The 17125-nt window shown below is 68.3% G+C and carries 19 protein-coding genes; 17 read left to right on the top strand and 2 right to left on the bottom strand.

The features are described from left to right. Window positions 1-18: 18 nt before the first annotated feature. The 3 genes from FB475_RS03220 to FB475_RS03210 all read left to right on the top strand — a co-directional run bounded on the left by FB475_RS03220 (window position 19) and on the right by FB475_RS03210 (window position 1921). The gene (locus tag FB475_RS03220) at window positions 19-852 is read left to right on the top strand and encodes an SMP-30/gluconolactonase/LRE family protein (RefSeq protein ID WP_185759037.1); all 834 of its coding nucleotides are present in this window, start codon (window positions 19-21) and stop codon (window positions 850-852) included. 101 nt (window positions 853-953) lie between these two features. Further along, entirely contained in the window at window positions 954-1199 is a 246-nt protein-coding gene (locus FB475_RS03215) for a hypothetical protein (protein WP_141852375.1), read from the top strand. Further along, the gene (locus FB475_RS03210) at window positions 1196-1921 is read left to right on the top strand and encodes a peptidoglycan-binding protein (RefSeq protein ID WP_185759035.1); all 726 of its coding nucleotides are present in this window, start codon (window positions 1196-1198) and stop codon (window positions 1919-1921) included. Before FB475_RS03215 ends, FB475_RS03210 begins: the two co-directional genes overlap by 4 nt. On the opposite strand, the gene FB475_RS03205 is transcribed toward FB475_RS03210, so the two are convergent. Further along, window positions 1918-2523, bottom strand: a complete 606-nt coding sequence (locus tag FB475_RS03205; RefSeq protein ID WP_141852373.1) for an HAD family hydrolase — start codon at window positions 2521-2523, stop codon at window positions 1918-1920. The two genes, FB475_RS03210 and FB475_RS03205, sit on opposite strands and share 4 nt — an antisense overlap. 119 nt (window positions 2524-2642) lie before the next feature. On the opposite strand from FB475_RS03205, the gene FB475_RS03200 reads away from it, so the two are divergent. The 5 genes from FB475_RS03200 (at window position 2643) to rpmB (ending at window position 8089) form a co-directional block, all read left to right on the top strand. Beyond that, complete coding sequence (locus FB475_RS03200; RefSeq protein WP_141852371.1) at window positions 2643-3917, top strand: ABC transporter substrate-binding protein; 1275 nt, start codon at window positions 2643-2645, stop codon at window positions 3915-3917. Window position 3918: 1 nt separating this feature from the next. Beyond that, a complete protein-coding gene (locus tag FB475_RS03195) occupies window positions 3919-4947 on the top strand; it encodes a carbohydrate ABC transporter permease (RefSeq protein ID WP_141852369.1) in 1029 nt (342 codons plus the stop codon). Next, the gene (locus FB475_RS03190; protein WP_141852367.1) at window positions 4937-5764 is read left to right on the top strand and encodes a carbohydrate ABC transporter permease; all 828 of its coding nucleotides are present in this window, start codon (window positions 4937-4939) and stop codon (window positions 5762-5764) included. Before FB475_RS03195 ends, FB475_RS03190 begins: the two co-directional genes overlap by 11 nt. A 30-nt stretch (window positions 5765-5794) precedes the next feature. Beyond that, on the top strand, window positions 5795-7783 hold the full coding sequence (locus FB475_RS03185; RefSeq protein ID WP_141852366.1) for an aldo/keto reductase: 1989 nt from the start codon (window positions 5795-5797) through the stop codon (window positions 7781-7783). An 84-nt stretch (window positions 7784-7867) separates the two neighbouring features. Beyond that, window positions 7868-8089 (top strand): 50S ribosomal protein L28, encoded by a 222-nt coding sequence (gene rpmB / locus FB475_RS03180; protein WP_130387610.1) that lies wholly within the window; start codon window positions 7868-7870, stop codon window positions 8087-8089. Window positions 8090-8146: 57 nt separating this feature from the next. On the opposite strand, the gene FB475_RS03175 is transcribed toward rpmB, so the two are convergent. Continuing rightward, window positions 8147-9151, bottom strand: a complete 1005-nt coding sequence (locus FB475_RS03175; protein WP_141852364.1) for an SAM-dependent methyltransferase — start codon at window positions 9149-9151, stop codon at window positions 8147-8149. A gap of 34 nt (window positions 9152-9185) precedes the next feature. Between FB475_RS03175 and FB475_RS03170 the strand changes: the two genes are divergently transcribed. The 9 genes from FB475_RS03170 to FB475_RS03130 all read left to right on the top strand — a co-directional run bounded on the left by FB475_RS03170 (window position 9186) and on the right by FB475_RS03130 (window position 16968). Next, window positions 9186-10832, top strand: a complete 1647-nt coding sequence (locus FB475_RS03170) for a DAK2 domain-containing protein (RefSeq protein ID WP_238331938.1) — start codon at window positions 9186-9188, stop codon at window positions 10830-10832. A 10-nt stretch (window positions 10833-10842) separates the two neighbouring features. After that, window positions 10843-13080 (top strand): ATP-dependent DNA helicase RecG, encoded by a 2238-nt coding sequence (gene recG, locus FB475_RS03165; protein WP_141852360.1) that lies wholly within the window; start codon window positions 10843-10845, stop codon window positions 13078-13080. Further along, entirely contained in the window at window positions 13077-13643 is a 567-nt protein-coding gene (rsmD, locus tag FB475_RS03160) for a 16S rRNA (guanine(966)-N(2))-methyltransferase RsmD (protein ID WP_141852358.1), read from the top strand. Before recG ends, rsmD begins: the two co-directional genes overlap by 4 nt. Before the next feature lie 9 nt (window positions 13644-13652). After that, window positions 13653-14123 carry a pantetheine-phosphate adenylyltransferase gene (gene coaD, locus FB475_RS03155; RefSeq protein WP_141852356.1) on the top strand — a complete coding sequence of 157 codons (471 nt, stop codon included), beginning with the start codon at window positions 13653-13655 and terminating at the stop codon, window positions 14121-14123. A gap of 128 nt (window positions 14124-14251) precedes the next feature. Continuing rightward, window positions 14252-14767 carry a YceD family protein gene (locus FB475_RS03150; protein ID WP_185759033.1) on the top strand — a complete coding sequence of 172 codons (516 nt, stop codon included), beginning with the start codon at window positions 14252-14254 and terminating at the stop codon, window positions 14765-14767. A 59-nt stretch (window positions 14768-14826) separates the two neighbouring features. After that, window positions 14827-15018 (top strand): 50S ribosomal protein L32, encoded by a 192-nt coding sequence (rpmF, locus tag FB475_RS03145; protein ID WP_141852352.1) that lies wholly within the window; start codon window positions 14827-14829, stop codon window positions 15016-15018. Between the two features lie 13 nt (window positions 15019-15031). After that, window positions 15032-15766 (top strand): ribonuclease III, encoded by a 735-nt coding sequence (gene rnc / locus FB475_RS03140; RefSeq protein ID WP_141852350.1) that lies wholly within the window; start codon window positions 15032-15034, stop codon window positions 15764-15766. A gap of 1 nt (window position 15767) precedes the next feature. After that, complete coding sequence (mutM, locus tag FB475_RS03135) at window positions 15768-16622, top strand: bifunctional DNA-formamidopyrimidine glycosylase/DNA-(apurinic or apyrimidinic site) lyase (protein ID WP_141852348.1); 855 nt, start codon at window positions 15768-15770, stop codon at window positions 16620-16622. Between the two features lie 190 nt (window positions 16623-16812). Further along, window positions 16813-16968 (top strand): hypothetical protein, encoded by a 156-nt coding sequence (locus FB475_RS03130; RefSeq protein WP_238151152.1) that lies wholly within the window; start codon window positions 16813-16815, stop codon window positions 16966-16968. Window positions 16969-17125 lie beyond the last annotated feature (157 nt).

Here is a 17125-nt window from a genome sequence, read left to right as displayed (position 1 = left end):
CGAGGAAGGCTGCACACCATGAAGCTCCTGATCGACGGTCTGGCGATGCCCGAGTCCGGGCGCTGGCACGACGGCCGGCTGTGGTTCTGCAACTGGGTCGCGCAGCAGGTGGTCGCGGTCGACGCCGACGGCAAGGCCGAGTACTTCGACGTACCGGTCGAGCAGCTGATGGGCTGGTCGATCGAGTGGACGCCCGACGGCCGGCTGCTGACCACCGGCGACAAGCTCCGCCGCTACGAACCGGACGGCTCGGTCACCGTGCTCGCCGAGCAGCGCGCGAACGAGATCGTGCTCGATGCCCACGGCAACATCTATCTGGACGGCGCGGACTTCGACTTCGCCGGCGGCGGGGAACCCAAGCCCGGCTGGATCAAGCTGGTCACGCCGGACGGAACGGTCCGGGAGGTGGCCGACGGCATCGAGTTCCCGAACGGCATGGTGCTCACCCCGGACGGCCGCACGCTGGTGATCGCGGAGTCGTTCGCCGGCCGGTTGACGGCGTTCGACGTCCAGCCGGACGGTGGGCTGACGAACCGCCGGGTGTACGCCGAGAACCTCGGCCCGGACGGGATCTGCCTGGACGCCGAGGGCGCGATCTGGACGCAGACCGGCAGCGAGGGCGTGGTCCGGGTTGCCGACGGCGGCGAGATCCTGGAGAGCATCGAGCTGCCCGAGAACCGCGCGCCGTTCTCGGTCACCCTGGCCGACTTCGACGGTCCGACGCTGTGCATCCTGACGTCCGAGTGGCACATGGGCGACACCATCGCGAACAACCTGGGCCGGCTTCGCAGCGACGCCCGTACCGGCCAGATCCACACGGTGCCGGTCGCCGTGCCGCCGGTCGGCCGCTGAGAAATTCCTGTGTGCCGGGTCCTTCCGTGAGTTCCGGGGGCGGAGGAGGATGAAGCTTCAAGACCTGGGGGAAATCAGCGTCTTGAGGGGGAGTCATCGCGATGACGGACAACGTGCAGGCCGCTCGGCGGCCGTCACTGGATCAGTTGGACCAAGTGCCCGACGACATGTCGCAGGAAGAGCAGGCCCGGTTGCTCGTGGAGCCGAGCTTCGACCACCAGGTCGAGGACGAGCCGGCGGAACTGGAGGCCGAGTTCGGGCCGGCCGAGAACGGCGGTTACGGCCGGGTGCCCCCGGCCGGTGACCAGGAGCCCGGCGACGAGGAACCGGGGGGTGACGGGTCATGAGTGGCGTCGAGGACATGATCAGCATCGCCGAGGCCGACCTCGGCATCGGCGAGCCGAACCACATCCAGAAGTGGTACCGCGACCGCAACGGCGACGCGTTCGCCGGGAACTTCCCCTGGTGCGATGCCTCGATCACGTTCTGGGCCTGGCACTCCGGCAACGAGAAGGCGGTCACGTTCGGGGGCGACTTCGCGCTGACCACCGCCCACGCGCACGCGTTCAAGAAGCACGGCCAGTGGCACGTCGACGTCGCCGGCATCCAGCGCGGTGACATCGTGTTCTTCGACTGGGGCGGTACGGACCTGAAGTCCGCGATCGACCACGTCGGCCTGGTCACCGGGGTCAGCGGCTCGGAGGTCTACACGATCGAGGGAAACTACTCCGACAAGTGCGATCGGCACGTGCGGATGTCGAACTGGATCGCCGGCTACGGGCGGCCGACGTACGTGCACTCGAACGAGCCGCGAACCGGGTTCGTGACGTTCCCCGGCACGTCGTTCTTCGTCGCCGGCCACAAGAGCCCGATCATCGCGGCGATGCACGCCCGGCTGATCGCGGAAGACTGCAACAGGTACGAGACCCAGACGAACAAGGACGTCTGGGGCACCGGTGACGTGAAGTCGTATGCCGCCTGGCAGCAGAAGCTCGGCTTCCACGGCGCCGACGCCGACGGCATCCCCGGCAAGGACAGCTGGGACAAGCTGAAGGTCCCGCGCACCTAAACGGGCAGGTCGTGCCGGCGTAGCAGCTCGATCAGAGCCGGTACGCCGGCCGACAGGTCGTACGGCTCCGCCCGCAGCCCCACGCTCCGCGCACCCGCCACGTTGGCCGCGTTGTCGTCGATGAACAGCACCTCGGACGCCGCTACGCCGAGCTCGCCGAGGATGGCCCGGAAGTACGCCGGATCCGGCTTCGCGAGACCGAGGTCGCAGGAGTAGAACGTCCGGTCGAACCAGGCGCCGTACCCGCGTTCGTCCTGCATGATCGCCCGCCGGTACGCGTGCTGGTTGGTGGCCAGGTGGCACTCGACCCCGGCCGCTCGCAGCGTCTGCACCAGCTCGATCACCTCGGGCTCGGCGGCGAACCAGCTCCACGGCTCGATCGCCTCGTCCACGGTGGCGGTCGAGTTCCAGCGCCGCAGCACGTCGGCCAGCGCCTCCCGGAAGTCGCCCTTGCCGACCAGCGACGGCTTCTCCGCGGTCATCAGGTCGGCCACGAACGCGTCGCCGCCGGACGGCACCAGCGACCCCAGCCGGGTCCACCAGTCGAAGGTGGGCCGCTGGAGGACCCCGTCGGCATCGAACAGGACGGCGCGTGAGCTCATGGCGCCATCTTGTCATCAGACGCTTGACCGGTTCAGTCGGTATGCGCTTACCTTGGTGGCTACGTAAACATATGTGGACACCTTCCGGCGAAAACCAACAGAAAGCGCCAGGTGAGGCTATGACACTGAGCAGAAGGACGTTTCTGGCGGCCGGCACCGCCGCGGCCGCCGCCGGCCTGACCGGCTGTGGATCTGTCAGTTCGCTGGGTGGAAAGAACGAGCTCAGCATGTGGACCTGGGTCGGATCCGTCAACGACGACCTGATCGGCCAGGCGGAGAAGGGCATTCCGGGGTACGACGGGATGAAGCTCGCGATGACCCGGATCGGCTCCAACTACAAGACCAAGGTGCTGACCGCGCTGGCCGGGAAGTCGCTCGTCCCGGACATCGTCGCGATCAACGACGACGTCGCCACCTACTTCCCGAACGCGGACCAGTTCCACGATCTGAACGAACTCGGCGCCAAGGACCTGCAGAAGGACTTCCTGCCCTGGAAGTGGAACTGGGGAATCACCCCGCAGGGCAAGATGATGGCCTACCCGATGGACACCGGCCCGACCGCGCTGTTCTACCGGACGGACGTCTTCACCAAGGCGGGGATCGACATCGATCCGGCCGCCGTGGCCGGCCTCGCCCCGGACTGGGACGCCTTGATCGCGCTCGGGAGGAAACTGAAGCAGGCGGTGCCGGGCTCGTCGATCACCGACAACATCACCGGCATCTACGGCTCCCGGATGGCCCAGCTGCCCAAGAAGTACATGACCCGGGACGGGCAGTACATCGGCGACCAGGACCATGTGCGGCAGGCGTTCGACCTGGCGGTCCGTGTCGTGAAGGAAGGGTTGTCGGCGAACGCGCAGAACTCGAGCGACAAGAACGCCGTCGTCACCAACGGGAAGCTGGTCGCGTACAACAGCGCCGTCTGGTGGGCTCAGCTCGGGCCGAAGAACGCCGCGCCGAAGACCAAGGGACTCTGGCGGGTGACGGCGGCTCCTGGTGGCGCCGGCAACAAGGGCGGGTCGTTCCTGGCGATCACGAAGTACTGCAAGAACCCGAAGGCGGCGTTCGCGTTCATCAGCTGGCTCGAGTCGGCGAAGAACCAGGCCCAGGCGTTCCTGGACCCGGTGCTGTTCCCGTCCACGCCCGCGTCGTACACCGATCCGAAGCTGTCCGCGCCGGATCCGTTCTTCGGCGGCCAGAAGATCGTCGACGTGTTCGCGGACTCCGCGAAGAAGTACCCCGGCGCCTACTTCTCGCCGTACGACAGCATCATCGACACGCCGATCAGCTCCGAACTGGTCAACATCGAGGCGGCCGGCAAGAACCCGGACCAGGCCTGGGCCGACGCCCAGCGCCAGATCCAGCGTGAACTGAGCCGAGCGGGGGCGATCTGACATGGCTGTCACCAGTAAGGCACTGCCGACCACCATCAGCGCGACGGCCACACAGGACAAGCCGCCGAACAAGTTCCGGCAGGCGTTGCCGCAGTACACCGCGGTCGCGCCGTTCTTCATCCTGTTCGCGATCTTCGGCGCGTTCCCGGTGCTGTTCTCGATCTGGATCTCGTTCCACTCCTGGGACGGCATCGGCCAGATGAAGTGGGTCGGGCTGGAGCAGTACCACTACCTGCTCACCGACGCCACGTTCTGGAAGACGATCGCCAACACGCTGATCATCTGGGTGCTGTCCACGGTCCCGATGCTGCTGCTCGCGCTGGTGATCGCCAACGCGCTGCACAACGCGACCCGGTTCCGGACCTTCTACCGGATCGCGTACTTCATCCCGAACGTCACCTCGGTGGTCGCGATCACCCTGGTGTTCGGCTCGATCTTCAGCAACAACTTCGGCCTGCTGAACGCGTTCCTGAAGTCGGTCGGCGTCGGCCAGGTCGAATGGCTGACCTCGCCGTGGGGGATCAAGATCGCGATCGCGACCATCGTCACCTGGCGCTGGGTGGGCTACAACGCGATCATCTACCTGGCCGGGCTGCAGGCGATCTCACAGGACGTGTACGAGGCCGCCAGGGTGGACGGCGCCAGTTCGCGGCAGACGTTCTGGCGGATCACGGTGCCGATGATGCGGCCGGTGATCCTGTTCACCGCGGTCACCTCGACGATCGGCGGCCTGCAGATCTTCACCGAGTCGCGGGTGCTGTTCGGCGACACCAGCAACATCGGCGGTCCGGGCGACGCCGGCCTGACGATCGTCTCGTACCTGTACCAGAGCGCGTTCATCAAGAACCAGTTCGGCTACGGCGCCGCGGTCGGCTGGGCGCTGTTCATCCTGATCGTGCTGTTCAGCATCGTGAACTGGCGGCTGATCGGCGGCACCGACGACGAACGCCTGACCCGACGCGCCGCTCGGCGGGTGGAACGCAGGATCGCAGCCCAGAATGCCAAGAAGGAGGCCGTCGATGTCCATTGAGCGCGTGCGCACCGCAGTCGGTCACGTCGTCCTGATGCTCGGCGTCGTCGTCTCGCTCTTCCCGTTCTACTGGATGGTGGTGATGGCCTCCAACACCACCCCGGACATCTTCAGCTATCCGCCGAAACTGTTGATCGGCTCGCACCTGTTCGAGAACATGGGCAAGGTGCTGGACAACATCGACTTCTTCGGTTCGATGCTGCTCACGCTGATCGCGTCACTCGGTGTCACCGTCCTGGTGCTGTTCTTCGATTCACTGGCCGCGTTCGCGTTCGCGAAGTACCAGTTCCCGGGCCGGAACCTGCTGTTCGGCATCCTCCTCGCGACGTTCATGATCCCGACCCAGCTGTCGCTGGTACCGCAGTTCGTGGTGCTCGCACAGCTCGGCTGGATCGGGTCGCTGAAGGCACTGATCATCCCCGGCGCGGCGAACGCGTTCGGCATCTTCTGGATGCGCCAGTACGCCAAGGGCGCGATCCCGGACGAGCTGATCGCGGCCGCCAAGGTCGACGGCGCCGGCTTCTTCCGGCAGTACCTGACCGTCGGCCTGCCGGTGCTCCGGCCCGGCCTGGCCTTCCTCGGCATCTTCACCTTCATCAACGTCTGGAACGACTACCTCTGGCCGCTGATCGTGATGACCGACCCGAACCGGCTCACCCTGCAGGTCGCCCTCGACCAGCTGAACGGCATCTACGGCACCGACTACTCGATGGTGATGGCGGGCGCCCTGATGAGCGTGATCCCCTTGATCGGCGTCTTCCTGATCGGCGCGCGTTCGTTCATCGCCGACCTGGCCGCGGGCGCCATGAAGTTCTGACCTCAAACCACCACGACCACAGGACTCCTCTTGACTGACCACAAGCTCCGCTGGGGCATCATCGGCACCGGCAACATCGCTTCCCGGTTCGCCAGCCAGGTGCCGACGTCGAAGACCAACGAGGTCGTCGCCGTCGGCAGCAGGTCGCTCGAGTCGGCGAACGCCTTCGCCGACAAGTGGGACATCGGCAACCGGCACGGTTCGTACGACGACCTGCTCGCCGACGGCACCGTCGACGCCGTCTACATCGCCACGCCGCACCCGATGCACGTCGAGTGGGCGATCAAGGCGGCCGAGGCGGGCAAGCACGTGCTGTGCGAGAAGCCGCTGGCGATCAACCGGGCCTGGGCAGAAGCGATGATCGAGGCCGCCGTCCGCAACGACGTCTTCCTGATGGAGGCGTACATGTACCGGTGCCTGCCGCAGACCAAGCTGATCGCCCAGCTGGTCCGCGACGGCGAGATCGGTACCGTCCATCAGATCCAGGCGACGTTCGCGTTCGCGGCCGGATTCCGGCCGGAGAGCCGGATCTTCGCCGACGACCTGGCCGGCGGCGGCATCCTCGACGTCGGCGGGTACCCGGTCTCGATGGCGCGCTTGATCGCCGGCGCGGCGACCGGGCAGCCGTACGCCGACCCCGCCGCGGTGAACGCGGTCGGTACGGTCGGCGAGACCGGTGCCGACGAGTGGACGGTGGCGACGCTGTTCTTCGACGGTGGCATCACCGCGCAGATCAGCACCGGCGTCCGGCTGTCCGACCAGAACCAGGTCCGGATCTTCGGTAGCGAGGGCTACCTCGTCGTCGAGGACCCGTGGTTCGGCGGCGACGGCAAGCCGACGCACGTCACCCTGCACCGGGTCGGCGAGGACCCGCGGGACATTTCCGCGGAGCCGGCCCTCATCTACGCCGCGGAGGCGGAGGCCGTGCAGGCGGCGATCGCTTCCGGCGCGCAGGAGGCGCCGGAGATGAGCTGGGCGGACACGCTCGGCAACCTGACTGTCCAGGACCAGTGGCGGGCGGCGATCGGCCAGCAGTACGCGAGCGAGCGGGACGACGCGATCGTGCCGACCGCGACCGGACGGCCGCTGCGCCGCCGCGACGACGCCCCGATGACGTACGGCAAGGTGCCCGGCGTCGACAAGCAGGTGTCCCGCCTGGTGATGGGCGTGGACAACCAGCAGACGCTGCCGCACGCCGCGGTGATCTTCGACGACTTCGTCGAGCGCGGCGGTACGACGTTCGACACGGCGTACATCTACGGCGGCGGGCGCGGCGAGAAGCTGCTCGGGCAGTGGATGACGTCGCGCGGCAACCGGGACGAGGTGGTGGTGATCGGGAAGGGCGCGCACACCCCGCACTGCGACCCCGAGTCGATCACCCGGCAGTTGCACGAGAGCCTCGAGCGGCTGCAGACCGACCACGTCGATCTGTACTTCATGCACCGCGACAACGAGGACATCCCGGTCTCGGAGTTCGTCGACGTCCTGGACGAGCACTTCAAAGCGGGCCGGATCAAGGCGTTCGGCGGGTCGAACTGGTCCACCGCACGGTTCGACGAGGCCAACGCGTACGCCGAGGCGAACAGCAAGCAGCCGTTCACGCTGCTCAGCAACCACCTCAGCCTCGCGCGGGCCTACGACGTACCGTGGGCCGGCTGCCGGCATGTGTCGGACGACGAGTCGCAGGCGTGGTTGCGGGAGCGGCAGGTCGCGCTGTTCCCGTGGTCGAGCCAGGCGCGTGGGTTCTTCACCGGGCGGGCCAAGCCGGAGGACACGTCGGACCAGGAACTGGTGCGTTGCTTCTACTCCGACGAGAACTTCCGCCGGCTGGACCGTGCGCGGGAGCTCGCGGCGGCGAAGGGTGTGGAGCCGACGGCGATCGCGCTGGCCTGGCTGCTGCACCAGCCGTACCCGGTGTTCCCGCTGATCGGGCCGCGGCACGTCAGCGAGACCCGGACCTCGACACCGGGTCTGCTGGTTCAGCTGACCGACGAGGAAGTGGCGTACCTCACTGCCTGATCGGTGCGTATGTACCGAATTGGTGGCTCGCCAACACACATGTAACATGATCTGTCGGAGTCACGACCCTGAACACGGAGAATCATGTCTAAGAAGTGCGATGTCTGCGGCAAGCAGCCGACGTTCGGCAACAGCGTTGCCCGCCTGGGTAAGGGCGCGATGATCCGGCGGGTCAAGGCTCGTACGCCGCGTCGTTTCAACCCGAACATCCAGCCGGTCCGCGCGATCATCAAGGGCACGCCCACCAAGATGAAGGTGTGCACCTCCTGCATCAAGGCCGGGAAGGTCCAGCGCGTCGTCGGCTGATCCAGCTTTCTCCGTGTAGGGCTTTCGCAGTAGGCGCCCGGGGCTCACCCCGGGCGCCTACTCGTGTTTGCGAGCGACGACGGTGATCTCGTTCCGGTTGTGGTGCAGTTGGCGGGCGTGGAGTACGTCGTACCGCTCGCGGAGGACGTCGATGCCGTGCCGGGCGCCGTCGAGCGGGTTCTTGCCGCCGCCTTTGAGGGTGACGATCGCGAGACCGCCGCGGCGCAGGTGGGCGGCCGCGTCGAGCATCATCCGGGCGCTGGTCACCTGGTCCATCCGCATGTCGTTCACCACCACGTCGAACCGGACCCGGTTGTTCGCGAAGAACCGCCCGGCGGTAGTCGCCTCGTGATGGATCCGCCTGTCGGCCCGCAGCCGCGGGTCCAGCGAGCCCGGGTCGACGGACCAGACCTCCTGCCCGTGCTGCCGCAGGATCCGCGTCCACCCACCCGGCGAGGCGCCCAGGTCGACCGCCTTCCCGCTCTTCGGCAGTTCCAGCCCGAAGGTCGCGATCGCCTCCTCCAGCTTGAACTCCGACCGCGACACCCGGTCCTCACCCCGAGCCAACCGCATCCGCCCACCCGGCCAGTCCGACAGGCTGTCGGCCAGGCGATTCACCCCGAGCAGCAGCTGCTTGCCGGCGACGACGCCGGACACGACGACGTCCTGCCCGGCGAGCTCGGTACGAACCCCACGGGTGGCCAGGGCGTCGGCGATCAGGCGGCGGTAGTGGCTGCCGGTACCGGCGTCGTCGATCCAGGTCTGCACCGACACCGACCTGGTGGCGAGCTCGTCCAGCAGCGTGGTGGCCAGCTCGGGTTCACTGGGGAGGTCGTCGAGCGGGTATCCGGCGACCTCGACCGTGAGGTGCCGGACGAACATGATCCGGCCGTCCTCGCAGGCCGCCGCGAACTCCTCGACCGGTACGGCGCTGTCGGCCAGTCGCGCGAGCTCCGCGCCGAGTCGCTCGACGGTGTGCTCACCCGGGAAGGCCTCGCGGAGTTCGCGGACCGCGTAGCGGTAGCTGTCGGACGCGAACGAGAACAAGATGGAGCGAGGCACAGCACATGGTAAGCGGACCTACTACCCTTCCGGCGTGGAGGAACTGACGGTTGAGGTGCTGCGCGCCTGGGCCCGGACCGCGCTGGCCGAGCTGGCCCGGGCGCGGACCGGGATCGACGAGCTGAACGTGTACCCGGTCCCGGACGGCGACACCGGGACGAACCTCTACCTGACCTGGGAAGCCGCCTGCGACGCGCTGCCGAAGGGTGAACTGACCTTCACCGAGGCGATCCAGGCGTTCGGCCGCGGCGCCCTGCTCGGCGCCCGCGGAAACTCCGGCGTGATCACCTCGCAGCTGATCCGCGCCTGCGGCCTCCGCCTCGACGAGAACCTCCCGCGGAACCGCGACGCTGCCGGTGGTGCCGAGCGACCCGGCGCCGCCCCCGGGGTTCTCGCCGACGCCCGGATGAGCGAGGCCGCCGCCTTCGCGGACGCGCTGAGGTACGCCGCCGACGCCGCGTACGGCGCGGTCGCGCAGCCGGTCGAAGGGACGATGCTGACCGTCGCCCGGGCCGCCGCCTCCGGTGCGATGACCGCCGCGAACGACGGCAAGTCGCTCGCCGACGTCTGCCTCGCCGCGGTCGCCTCCGCCCGCCAGGCGTTGACCAAGACGACGGAACAGCTGGACGTACTGCGGCGCGCGGGCGTCGTCGACGCCGGGGGAGCCGGCCTGGTGGTGATCCTCGGCGCGATGGAGTCCGTCCTCACCGGGCGGCACGTTCTCGTCGACGTACCGGCCCGGGTGGAGCCGCAGGGTGAGGACGCGGTCAGCCAGGACGGTCCGGCGTACGAGGTGATGTACCTGCTCGACGCGGCCGACGACAAGATCGGGGACTTCCGGCAGAGCCTGGACGCACTCGGCGACTCGGTCGTCGTGGTCGGCGGCGACGGGCTGTGGAACGTCCACGTCCACACCGACGACGTCGGCGCCGCGATCGAGCACGGCATCGACATCGGCCGCCCGCACCGGATCCGGGTCACCCACTTCGCCGATCAGGCGCACCACCACGAGCCGGCGCCGGGCCGGGCCGTGATCGCGGTCGTCGCCGGTGACGGGCTCGGCGACCTGTTCACGCAGGCCGGTGCCCGGGTCATCCGCGGCGGTCCCGGCCGGCGCTGCTCGACCGGTGAACTGCTGCAGGCGATCGAGGAGTCGAAGGCCCCGGAGATCGTGATCCTGCCGAACGACCAGGACTCGATCGCGGTCGCCGAGGCCGCCGCGACCGCCGCCCGCCAGGACGGCATCCGGGTCGCGGTGATCCCGACCCGCGCACAGGTCCAGGGCCTGGCCGCGGTCGCCGTCCACGACCCGGAGCGCAGCTTCGACGACGACGTCGTCCAGCTCTCGGCCGCCGCCGGGCAGACCCGGCACGGCGCGGTCACGATCGCGGTCAAGGACGCCTGGACGATGGCCGGGATGTGCCGGACCGGCGATGCGCTGGGCGTGGTCGACGGCGACTTCGCGCTGATCACCGACGACCTGGAGCAGGCGGCGTACGGCGTCGTCGACCGGCTGCTCGGTGGTGGCGGCGAACTGCTGACGATCGTCACCGGGCGGGACGCGGATCCCGAACTCGCGGCGGCCGTGGAGCGACATGTCCGGCGGCAGCGCAAAGATGTCGACGTGATGGTGTACGACGGAGGGCAGGACAGGTACCCGTTGCTGATCGGGGTGGAATGACGGTGTCGATATGAGGGCCGACATGGACAGGAAGCTGCGTGACTTCCTCGGGGCCAAGACGGCCAAGACGTTCGCCGAGGTGCTCGAGATCGAGACCGTCGGCGAGCTGCTGCGGCACTATCCGCGGCGGTACCTGAAGAAGGGCGAGCTGACGCCGTTCGACGAGCTCGAGGTCGGCGACCAGGCTACCGTGAACGGCCGGGTCAAGAAGGTCACCGCCCGGGCGCTGGACAGCAAGATCGAGATCCGGCCCGACGAGGTGCACAAGTTCCGCAAGCGCCGGACGATCACCAAGGTCGTGGTCACCGACGGCCGCAACGACCTGGAGGCCGCGTTCTTCAACCAGCCGTGGCTGCTGACGAAGCTGACGCCCGGCACCTCCGCCCTGTTCTGGGGCGAGGTGACGATGTTCCGCGACATCATGCAGCTGAAGAACCCGGGTACCGAGATCCTCGACGAGGAGGACCTGACCGAGGCCGAGATCGAGCGCCGGGCCAGGCCGTTCCGGCCGCTCTACCCGGCGACCTCGAAGTTGCCGACCGCAACGATCGAGCGGTCGATCAAGATCGTGCTGGACGGCCTGGACGACCGGATCGACGACCCGGTGCCGGACCTCGTGCTGGACAAGGAGAAGCTGCTCGGGCTCCGGGACGCCTTGCAGAAGGTGCATCTGCCGGACACCGAGAAGGACATCCACGATGCACAGCGCCGATTCCGGTTCGAGGAAGCGCTGGTGATGCAGACGATCCTCGCTCAGCGGCGCGCGGTCACCGACGCGCTGAACGCCGTACCGCGGCCGCGGGTGGAAGGTGGGCTGCTCGACGAGTTCGACCAGCGGCTGCCGTTCGAGCTGACCGAGGGTCAGGCGGCGGTGGGGGAGGAGATCTTCGCGGATCTCGCTCGCTCGCATCCGATGCATCGGCTGCTCCAGGGCGAGGTCGGCTCCGGCAAGACCGTGGTCGCGCTGCGGGCGATGCTGTCCGTGGTGGACAACGGCGGCCAGGCGGCGCTGCTCGCGCCGACCGAGGTCCTCGCCGTACAGCACCACAAGACGCTCACGAAGATGCTCGGTGAACTGGCCGAGCAGGGCATGCTCGGCGGCGCGGAGAACGCGACGAAGATCGGTCTGCTGACCGGTTCGCTGAACGCGGCCGCTCGTCGTACGGCGATGCTCGACGCGGCCGGCGGTGCCGCCGGGATCGTGGTCGGCACGCACGCGCTGCTCGAGGACAAGGTCCAGTTCGCCGACCTCGGCCTCGTGGTGGTCGACGAGCAGCACCGGTTCGGCGTCGAGCAGCGGGCGGCGCTGAGCGCGAAGTCCGGCGAGAACACGCCGCACGTGCTGGTGATGACCGCGACACCGATCCCGCGGACGGTCGCGATGACGGTGTTCGGCGACCTCGCGGTGTCGACGCTCACCCAGCTCCCGGCGGGGCGGTCGCCGATCCAGTCGTCCGTCGTACCGGCGAAGGAGCGGCCGGACTGGCTGCAGCGCGCCTGGGCCCGGGTCCGCGAGGAGGTCGGCAAGGGCCATCAGGTGTACGTCGTGTGCCCGCGGATCGGCGACGACGTCAAGAACGCCACCGACGAAGAAGGCGAGCTGCTCGAGACCGACGAAGGCGGGAAGAAGCAGGCGCGGCCGCCGATCTCGGTGCTGCAGGTGTACGACGCGCTCACCGAGATCCTGCACGACCTGCGGGTGGAGATCCTGCACGGGCGGTTGCCGGCCGACGAGAAGGACGCGGTGATGTCGCGGTTCGCGGCCGGCGAGATCGACGTACTGATCGCGACCACGGTGATCGAGGTCGGGGTCGACGTACCGAACGCCTCGACGATGGTGATCATGGACGCCGACCGGTTCGGGATCTCGCAGCTGCACCAGCTGCGTGGACGGGTCGGGCGGGGCAAGGTGCCGGGGCTCTGCCTGCTCGTCACGGACCTGTGGGCCGGGTCGAAGTCGTACGCGCGGCTCGAGGCGGTCGCGTCGACGACGGACGGGTTCGAGCTGTCCCGGATCGACCTGGAGACCCGGCGGGAGGGCGACGTGCTCGGTGTCGCCCAGTCCGGCAAGCGAAGCAGCCTGAAGCTGCTGAGCGTGCTGCGCGACGAGGACGTGATCCTCGCCGCGCGACAGGAGGCGACCAGAATCGTCGGCGTGGACCCCGCCCTGTCCGAGTTCCCCGAGCTACTCGCCATCGTCCGCAACGCCCTGGAATCGGAGACCACCGAATACCTGGAGAAGACGTGACGCGCATTGTCGGGGGAGCGGCCGGCGGGCGGCGGATTGGGGTGCCGGCGGGGAGTGGGACGCGGCCGACGGCTGATCGGGTGCGGGAGGCGTTGTTCTCGTCGCTGGAGTCGGAGTTCGGCAGCTTCGCCGGGCTGGCGGTGCTCGACCTGTACGCCGGATCCGGCGCGATCGGCCTGGAGGCGCTGTCCCGCGGCGCCGCCACCGCCGTACTCGTCGAGTCCGACCGGCGCGCGGCGGACGTGATCGCGGCGAACATCAAGGTCGTGGACCTCCCGGGCGCGAAGCTGCTCACCCGGCCGGTGGAGAAGATCACGGCGAGTGACGCGCCGGCGGTGTTCGACCTCGTCTTCGCGGATCCGCCGTACAAGCTGGAGACCGCCGAGCTGCAGGACGTGCTCACCGATCTGGCCGCGCGCGGCTGGCTCGCGGACGACGCGCTCGTGGTGGTGGAGCGCGGCAAGCGCGAGCCGTGGGAGTGGCCGGCGGGGTTCGCCGCGCTGCGGGACCGCAAGTACGGCGAGGCCCGCCTTTGGTACGGTCACCGCCATGGCCAAAACTAGGCTCCGCGGATGAGTAGGGCTGTTTTTCCGGGCACCTTCGACCCACCCACTGTCGGGCATCTCGACATCGTCACGCGGGCGGCGGCCGCCTTCGACGAGCTGATCGTCGCCGCCGGGGTGAACCAGTCGAAGAATCGGCTGTTCGGCCCGCAGGAGCGGCTCGAGATGCTCACCGAGCTCGTCGAGCCGTTCCCGAACGTCCGCGTCGGCTCGTTCGACGGCCTGGTCGTCGACTACTGCAAGGCCGAGGGAGCCGGCGTGATCGTCAAGGGCCTGCGTTCGGCCGCCGACTACGACTACGAGCTGCAGATGGCCCAGCTGAACCGGCGGATGACCGGGGTGGACACGCTGTTCTTCCCGACCGCGCCGGAGCACGCGTTCATCTCGTCCAGCTGGGTCAAGGAGATCGCCCGGCTCGGCGGCGACGTCAGCACGTTCGTGACGCCCGCCGTTCACGCTCGGTTACTGAACACCCTGTAGCTTCCCCCGGATTGGGCGCTACGCCGCGGAGTTGGTAGTCTTGACAACCGGTCTCGACGAGACCGAGATCTTGCCTGCCCACGCCTGAAAGGTTTGCCCTGAGCGTCTTGGACCCGCGGTCCCCCCTCGTGATCGACACGCACGAGCTGACACGCCGCGCCGGGTCCCAACGCGAAGTCAGCTTCACGGCGCCGGCGCCGGCGGATCTCGGAATCGACGTGATCGGCGTCCCCGAAGGCGATCCGATCCAGTTCGATCTACGGTTGGAATCGGTGGTCGAAGGGGTGCTCGTCACCGGAACGGCCCGTGGCCGCCTGGTCGGGGAGTGCGCGCGGTGCCTGGTCGATATCGAGGACGAGTTCCTCGCTGACGTCCAGGAACTGTACGTCTACCCGGAGAGCGACGCCGAGCCGGACGAGGCCAGCCGGATGGAGGGCGATCTGATCGACCTCGAGCCGGTGCTGAGGGACCAGGTGGTGCTCGCACTGCCGTTCCAGCCACTGTGTACGGACGACTGTCCGGGTCTGTGCCCCGAGTGCGGGGCACGCCTGGCGGACGAGCCCGGCCACAAGCACGGGGAACGGATCGATCCCCGCTGGGCCGCCCTCGGCAACCTGCGCGAGCAGGACGAGCAGAACAACTAGATACACCAACCGAAACCGGCCGGTCCCGACCAGCCAGTGAAACCGAGGAGTCCGTAACCGTGGCCGTTCCGAAGCGGAAGATGTCGCGCAGCAACACCCGCAGCCGCCGGGCCCAGTGGAATACCACTGCCCCGTCGCTGGTGACCTGCGTGAACCCCGCCTGCCGCGCGAAGCACCTGCAGCACACCGTCTGCCCGAACTGCGGCCAGTACGGCGCGAAGGGCGAGCGTCGCCAGGTCGTCGAGAGCTAAACGGCACCAGTCAGTGAATTCTTCGGTCAACGAAACGGGGCTCTACGCCGAGCTGAATCAGCGGCTCGGCGTATCGCTGGCTGACAATTTGCTGGAGCACGCCTTCACCCACCGCTCGTACGCGTACGAGAACGGTGGGCTGCCGACGAACGAGCGGCTGGAGTTCCTCGGGGACTCCGTGCTCGGCGTCATCGTCACGGAGTCGCTGTTCCGGAACCACCCGGACCTGAGTGAAGGCCGCTTGGCCAAGCTCCGGGCCGCGGTGGTCAACATGCGTGCGCTCGCGGGGGTCGCCCGCGAGCTCAAGCTCGGCAAGTACCTACGGCTCGGCCGCGGGGAAGAGGCCACCGGTGGTCGGGACAAGTCGTCGATCCTCGCCGACTGTGTCGAGGCGCTGATCGGTGCGGTCTACCTGGACCGCGGCTTCGAGGTCGCGGGCGGGGTGGTGCACCGGCTGTTCGACGACCTGATGGAGTCGTCGGCCCGGCTCGGCGCCGGCCTGGACTGGAAGACCTCGCTGCAGGAGCTGGTCGCCCAGCTCGGCGTCGGCGTCCCGGAGTACGTGATCGCCGAATCCGGGCCGGACCACGCCAAGACGTTCGAGGCGCGGGTCCGGATCGGGACCGATACGTACGGACACGGCATCGGCCGGAGCAAGAAGGAAGCCGAGCAGCAGGCCGCCGAGACCGCCTGGAAGGCCCTGCGCGCCGCGCATCCGGACAGCGTGGATCCTTCGCAGCAGCCGTAGTGTGCCCGAGCTTCCCGAAGTAGAAGTGGTGCGGCGGGGGCTGGTGGACTTTCTCACCGGCCGGACCGTCGACACCGTCGAGGTGCTGCATCCCCGGCCGGTACGCCGGCACGCCGCCGGGGCGGAGGATTTCGCGTCCCGGCTCAAGGGCCAGGTCTTCGCAGAGCCCGCCCGGCGCGGCAAGTACCTGTGGCTGCCGCTGACGTCGGGTGACGCCGTCCTGACCCACCTCGGGATGAGCGGCCAGTTCCGGGTCCAGCCGGTCGGCGCGCCGGACGAGCCGCACCTCAGGGTCCGGTTCCGGTTCGCCGACGGCGGCGGAGAGGTCCGTTTTGTGGACCAGCGGATGTTCGGTGGTCTGTCCTACTCCGAGGGCGGCGCGGAGCTGCCGGCGGAGATCGCGCACATCGCCCGGGACCCGTTCGATCCTCTGTTCGATCCGGACGAGGTGGTCGCGAAGATCCGGCGCCGCAGGACCGGCCTCAAGCGCGCGCTGCTCGACCAGACCGCGGTCAGCGGGATCGGCAACATCTACGCCGACGAGACCTTGTGGCGGGCCAAGCTGCACTACGCCCGGGCGACCGAAACGCTGAAACCCGTGCAAATCAAGGGGATTCTCGGCCACGCGCACGACGTGATGGCCGAGGCGCTGACCGTTGGTGGCACCAGCTTCGACGCCCTGTACGTCAACGTGAACGGCGAATCCGGGTACTTCGAACGCGGCCTGAACGTCTACGGCCAGGAGGGATCGCCGTGCCCGCGGGACGGCCGGCCGATCCGTCGCGAGCCGTTCATGAACCGTTCGTCGTACCGCTGCCCGAAATGTCAGCCGGTTCCACGCCAGGTTCGCTGGTGAGCGAGGTATCCTTAACAAATGTGGCCCAGGTTGACCCGTCGGCCCCGCCGGTGTCACCCTGAAAGACGGCACAACTTTTCGGCGCTCCCGCTTTGACCAGGACAGAGGAGCGCGACCGGCCAGAACCCTTCCGGAGGACAGCACAATGGCCAAGGCTCTTCTAGGGCATCTTGGAGGCACTGACCCGCGCATGCTGGAGCAGGTTCGCTTGCTCAACCGGCGTGTCGCCGATCTGGAGGCGCACGTGATGCGGCTCCAGGCTGAGAACGACCACCTGGTGGCTCAGATCCACGAGGGTCGGCTGCTCACCGTCGACGAGGCTCTGCGAACTCCCGCCTCGGTCTGACACACAAGAGGTAGATTCTTACCGTCTGCTCACACACGGCGGTGGCCCCCGTCCGGGCCTCCGCCGGTTGCATGTTCACCCCGATGTTGTGCTCCCAGACCTTCCGCCGGCCAACTCTGATCGGCTCGGCCTCCGCTGGATCCCGCGGATCTTTTTG

Origin of the sequence: Kribbella jejuensis, from assembly GCF_006715085.1 — a bacterium.
In the GTDB taxonomy this organism is placed as follows: domain Bacteria; phylum Actinomycetota; class Actinomycetes; order Propionibacteriales; family Kribbellaceae; genus Kribbella; species Kribbella jejuensis.
Note: the sequence above shows the minus strand (reverse complement) of the source record. Positions and strands in the feature narration are given on the sequence as shown.

What these genes read in the sequence shown, in the direction of transcription:
- FB475_RS03220 (WP_185759037.1), top strand. Translation starts at nt 19, where the DNA reads ATGAAGCTCCTGATCGACGGTCTGGCGATGCCCGAGTCCGGGCGCTGG.
- FB475_RS03215 (WP_141852375.1), top strand. Translation starts at nt 954, where the DNA reads ATGACGGACAACGTGCAGGCCGCTCGGCGGCCGTCACTGGATCAGTTG.
- FB475_RS03210 (WP_185759035.1), top strand. Translation starts at nt 1,196, where the DNA reads ATGAGTGGCGTCGAGGACATGATCAGCATCGCCGAGGCCGACCTCGGC.
- FB475_RS03205 (WP_141852373.1), bottom strand. Translation starts at nt 2,523, where the DNA reads ATGAGCTCACGCGCCGTCCTGTTCGATGCCGACGGGGTCCTCCAGCGG.
- FB475_RS03200 (WP_141852371.1), top strand. Translation starts at nt 2,643, where the DNA reads ATGACACTGAGCAGAAGGACGTTTCTGGCGGCCGGCACCGCCGCGGCC.
- FB475_RS03195 (WP_141852369.1), top strand. Translation starts at nt 3,919, where the DNA reads ATGGCTGTCACCAGTAAGGCACTGCCGACCACCATCAGCGCGACGGCC.
- FB475_RS03190 (WP_141852367.1), top strand. Translation starts at nt 4,937, where the DNA reads ATGTCCATTGAGCGCGTGCGCACCGCAGTCGGTCACGTCGTCCTGATG.
- rpmB (WP_130387610.1), top strand. Translation starts at nt 7,868, where the DNA reads ATGTCTAAGAAGTGCGATGTCTGCGGCAAGCAGCCGACGTTCGGCAAC.
- recG (WP_141852360.1), top strand. Translation starts at nt 10,843, where the DNA reads ATGAGGGCCGACATGGACAGGAAGCTGCGTGACTTCCTCGGGGCCAAG.
- coaD (WP_141852356.1), top strand. Translation starts at nt 13,653, where the DNA reads ATGAGTAGGGCTGTTTTTCCGGGCACCTTCGACCCACCCACTGTCGGG.
- FB475_RS03130 (WP_238151152.1), top strand. Translation starts at nt 16,813, where the DNA reads ATGCTGGAGCAGGTTCGCTTGCTCAACCGGCGTGTCGCCGATCTGGAG.